A 3,859-nucleotide genomic window follows, 5' to 3' on the forward strand; every position below is an offset into this window, starting at 1 on the left:
TGTATAAGAGACGGGGGGCGGGGGCGGCCTCGGCCTTGCCGGTTGCGGGCCAGGAGACGAGCCCGGCGACGAGGGCTGCGGCCACGGAGGCTACGGCTGCTCCTACGGAGAGGCGTGACTTGGGCATGGGGGGACCATCCGTTCTTGTATGTGAACTTCAAGTTCCTGTCTGAACACGCGCGTTGGCCCGTGACCATAGGTACGGACCAGCCTTCCGTCAAGGCGTGAAGTTAGAGCTCCTGCTCAGAAGTGCCCGCCGTCTCGGTCGTCTCGGCGGCAGGCTCCGGCACATCCGGCCACACCCCCACGTGGTCCGGCTCCGCCGTCAGCCGCACGCGCCCCCGCAGCCCGTACCGCTCCACGTACTCCCCCGGCAGCTGCAGCCGCCCCGCCCTGTCCAGAACCGTGAATTCCTGGCCGGTTCCGCCGCGTTCACGGAGCGTCTCCGAGGAGGTGCGTCCGTCACGGATGCGCACCGTGCGCCGCACCTGCTCCGAGACGAGCGGGTCGTGCGTCACGACCAGGACCGTCGCCCCGANNCGACGGCCACGCGCTGCTGCTCGCCGCCGGAGAGCTCGTCGGGCCGCCGGTCGCGGCAGTGCGCCACGCCGAGCACGTCGAGGAGTTCGGCGGCCCTCTCGTGGCGCGAACGTCGGGGCACGCGCGTGTACTTCATCGGCAGCGCCACGTTCTCCAGAGCGGTCAGATGGGGCAGCAGATTGCGGCTCGTCCGCTGCCAGACGAAGCCCACCGTGCTCCTGCGGTAGCCGAGGCGTTCGCGGCGCCCCATCGCGAGCAGGTCGTGCCCCGCGACCTTCGCGCGCCCCGCGGTGGGCAGGTCGAGCCCCGAGAGGATCGACAGGAGCGTGGACTTGCCCGACCCCGAGGCGCCGACCAGGGCCACGCATTCGCCCTCCGCGACGACCAGGTCCAGGCCCTGGAGCGCCTGCACCTCGACCTCCTCGGTGCGGTAGACGCGGACGAGGTTGTCGCAGACGACCAGGCCCTCGTCGGCCGCCGGGCGCCCCGCGGCGCGGGCCCGCGCCTCCAGCTCGGCCAGTTCAGTGCTCATCCACCCTCCCGGTCAATGCTCGTCCGCCCTCCCGAGTCGCAGGACGGCGCCGAGCCCCCGGCGCCGCCCGAGCCAGGTCTCCACGCCCACCGCCAGGGCGACCAGGAGACAGATTCCCGTGCCCAGGGCAGCGGTGAACAGCACGTCGACGTGCCGGTCGGGCGCGGCGGGCCCGCCGGTGAACTCCCGCAGTTCCAGGGCGGGTCCGAGCAGCGAGGGCAGCACGAGGCCCAGCGCGACGCCGCCCGCGACGGCGGCCAGCACCAGCGGCAGGAGCTGCAGCAGGTGCAGCGCGGACGCGGCCCGCCCGCCGAGGCCGAGGGTGCGCAGGTAGGCGGTGGTGCGCCCGCGCGCGGAGGCGGAGAGGAGCAGTTCGAGGACGAGGGCGAGCAGCGCGAGGAGCACGGCGAGCGCGGTACAGACGGTGTGCGCCACGGTCACGGCGGCGATCAGCCGGTCGTCGTCGGCCTCGGCCTGCTCCTCGGCGCGGATGCGGAGCTCGCCACCGGCCGCCCCGGGAGCGGACCGCGGTACGAGGGAACGCAGCGCCTCGGTGTCCATCCGGGCGCCGTACAGCAGGAGCGCGGTCTCCTCGAAGTCCGAGGCGACGAAGGCGCGCAGGTCCCTGTTGTCGGCCACGAGGAGGTGCTGCCGGGCCACGGCGGCGCCGCGCACGGGTCCGAGCGCGGCATCGCCCGCCGCGGCGTCGGGCAGCGGTCCGACGATCCGCAGGCGCGTCTCCTTGCCGTGCAGGGTGAACGTGAGCACGTCCCCGGCGTGCCCTTCGGAGGCGAGCACGCGGATGTCGCGGCCGCCGCCCCGGGTGAGCCCGGCGTCGTACAGCGCGCGGGCGGCGGGCGAACTCCCCACCGCCCCGCGCAGCTTCGCCCCGTCCACGCCGACGAGGCTGGAGATCCCGTACCGTCCCCCGTCCGTCCCGCTCACCGGATCGACCCTCAGCTGCCGCACGGCGACCGTTTCCCGCACCCCACGCGCGCGTGCCAGCCGCCCCGCCGTGCCGGGGTCGCGCCCGGCCCCCAGGAAGGAGGCGTCGGCGCCCACCTGCCAGGCCGCCGCCTCGCGCCGCCCCTCCACGAGCGTCCCGGAGACGAGGCCTCCGAAGACGGCGCCCGCGAGCGTCACCACCAGGACGAGCAGCGCGAGCCCGCGCGCGGGGGCCTCCTTGGCGGCGCGGGAGAGCGCGACGAGCGCCACGGCGCCCCGCCCCCGCGCCGACCACCGCGCCACCGCGCGCACCGGCCAGGGGTAGCACCGCACCAGCACGGCGACCGTCACGAGCCCCAGCAGCACCGGCACCGCGGCGAGCAGCGGATCCGGTCCCGCCGCGCCCTCCGTGCCCCGGGCCCGCAGCGCGAGTACTCCGCCCGCCGCGAGCACCAGGACCAGCGCCTCCGCCACCAGGCGGCGCCCCGCGCCCCGCGGCGCCCGCTCCCGTAGTACGGCCCGGTCCCGCACCGCGGCCCACGTCAGGACGGGCAGCGGCAGCCAGCAGAGCACCGCGACGACCAGCCCGGTGCCGTACGCGGGCGAACTCCCCGGCACCACCGCGGCGGCCGCACAGCCGACGCCGTAGCCGAGCAGCGCGGCGGGCGCACTCCGCCCGGCCCGCCCCAGGGCGAGACCGGTGGCCGACGCCCCGCGCGCCCGCCGCAGCAGATCCCCGTCGAGCCGTCGCCGCACCACCAGCAGCGCCGTCACACAGACGGCGGCGAGCCCCACGCCGAGCAGCGAGGCCAGCGCGAACGACATCACGACGCCCGCCTGCCGCCACTGCTGTCGGAACTCTTCGAAGACGTCGGTCAGTTCGGTGTCGCTCTCCAGCTCCGTCGCCGGATGGATCCCGAGGAAGCACCACTCCCCGCCGTACGACTCGAAGCCGCAGAAGGCCTCCTTGGCGGCGGGCGGGTAGCGGGCCATGATCCGTCGGAACTCCCGCGCCCCGTCCTCTCCCAAGAAGCGGCCCGCGACGTCGTCCTTCAGATGGATCCGCATGTTCCATTGGACGGTGAACTCGGCGTCCGCCTGGTTCTGCAGGACCTCGACGCCGCGGGGCGCGACGAGTGCGCCCACTTCCGGGGCGGCGCCTGCCGTGCCGGGCAGGGGGCGCACCAGCAGCGGCTGCTCGCTCCACAGCCGCTCGCCGCCCGCCGGGTGCCCGGCCCGGAAGATCCCGGCGACCCGGCCCTCGGCCCGTACGTTCGGCAGTGCGCCGCCCTGCAGCCCGATCCGCTGCCCGACCCGCAGTCCGAGCGCGTCACGCGTCCGCTCGGACACGGCGAGCTCCACGACCTCGCCCCGCTCCCGGGGCGGCCTCCCGGCGACGTACGCGCCCTTCTCCGGGGCATCGGAGGCGTACATCAGGGACAACGTGACACCGCCCGCTGCATCCTCCCCCCGGCGCCCCGCCACATCCCCCTGCACGGTGGGCAGTTCGATGCGGGTGGAATCGTGCGCGAGGCCGCCGCGCAACGAGTTCGGTGCGGCGTTCTCGAGGGCGGACGCGTATCTCGCGAGATCGGCGCCGAGGTCGCTCTCCCGGCCCGGAGAGGGCTCTTCCGGATCGATCCGTGCGCTGTGCACCACACCGGGCGCCGCCCGCTGCACCTGCTCGAACCGCCCGGCCAGCGCATCACCGCCGAGCCGCTGGAACAGCCCGGGGCCGGCGGCGGCCACCCCCACGAGCACGGCGGTCAACACAGAGAGCCCCACCCCCAGAGGCACCCGCCGCCACCACTCACTCCACCGCACCGCACGCCACGACCACCC

The 3,859-nt window shown here is 75.3% G+C and carries 1 protein-coding gene and 2 pseudogenes; all 3 read right to left on the bottom strand.

The features are described 5' to 3' along the window. Positions 1 to 230: 230 nt before the first annotated feature. Positions 231 to 538: pseudogene (locus AOK03_RS44210) on the bottom strand (ABC transporter ATP-binding protein); the annotation flags it as partial. 2 nt (positions 539 to 540) lie between these two features. Next, positions 541 to 1,072, bottom strand: a pseudogene (locus AOK03_RS44215) (ABC transporter ATP-binding protein); the annotation flags it as partial. A gap of 12 nt (positions 1,073 to 1,084) precedes the next feature. Beyond that, positions 1,085 to 3,790 carry a hypothetical protein gene (locus tag AOK03_RS42710; protein ID WP_055567307.1) on the bottom strand — a complete coding sequence of 902 codons (2,706 nt, stop codon included), beginning with the start codon at positions 3,788 to 3,790 and terminating at the stop codon, positions 1,085 to 1,087. Positions 3,791 to 3,859 lie beyond the last annotated feature (69 nt).

The organism is Streptomyces atriruber (genome assembly GCF_001418325.1).
Classification (GTDB): Bacteria; Actinomycetota; Actinomycetes; order Streptomycetales; family Streptomycetaceae; genus Streptomyces; species Streptomyces atriruber.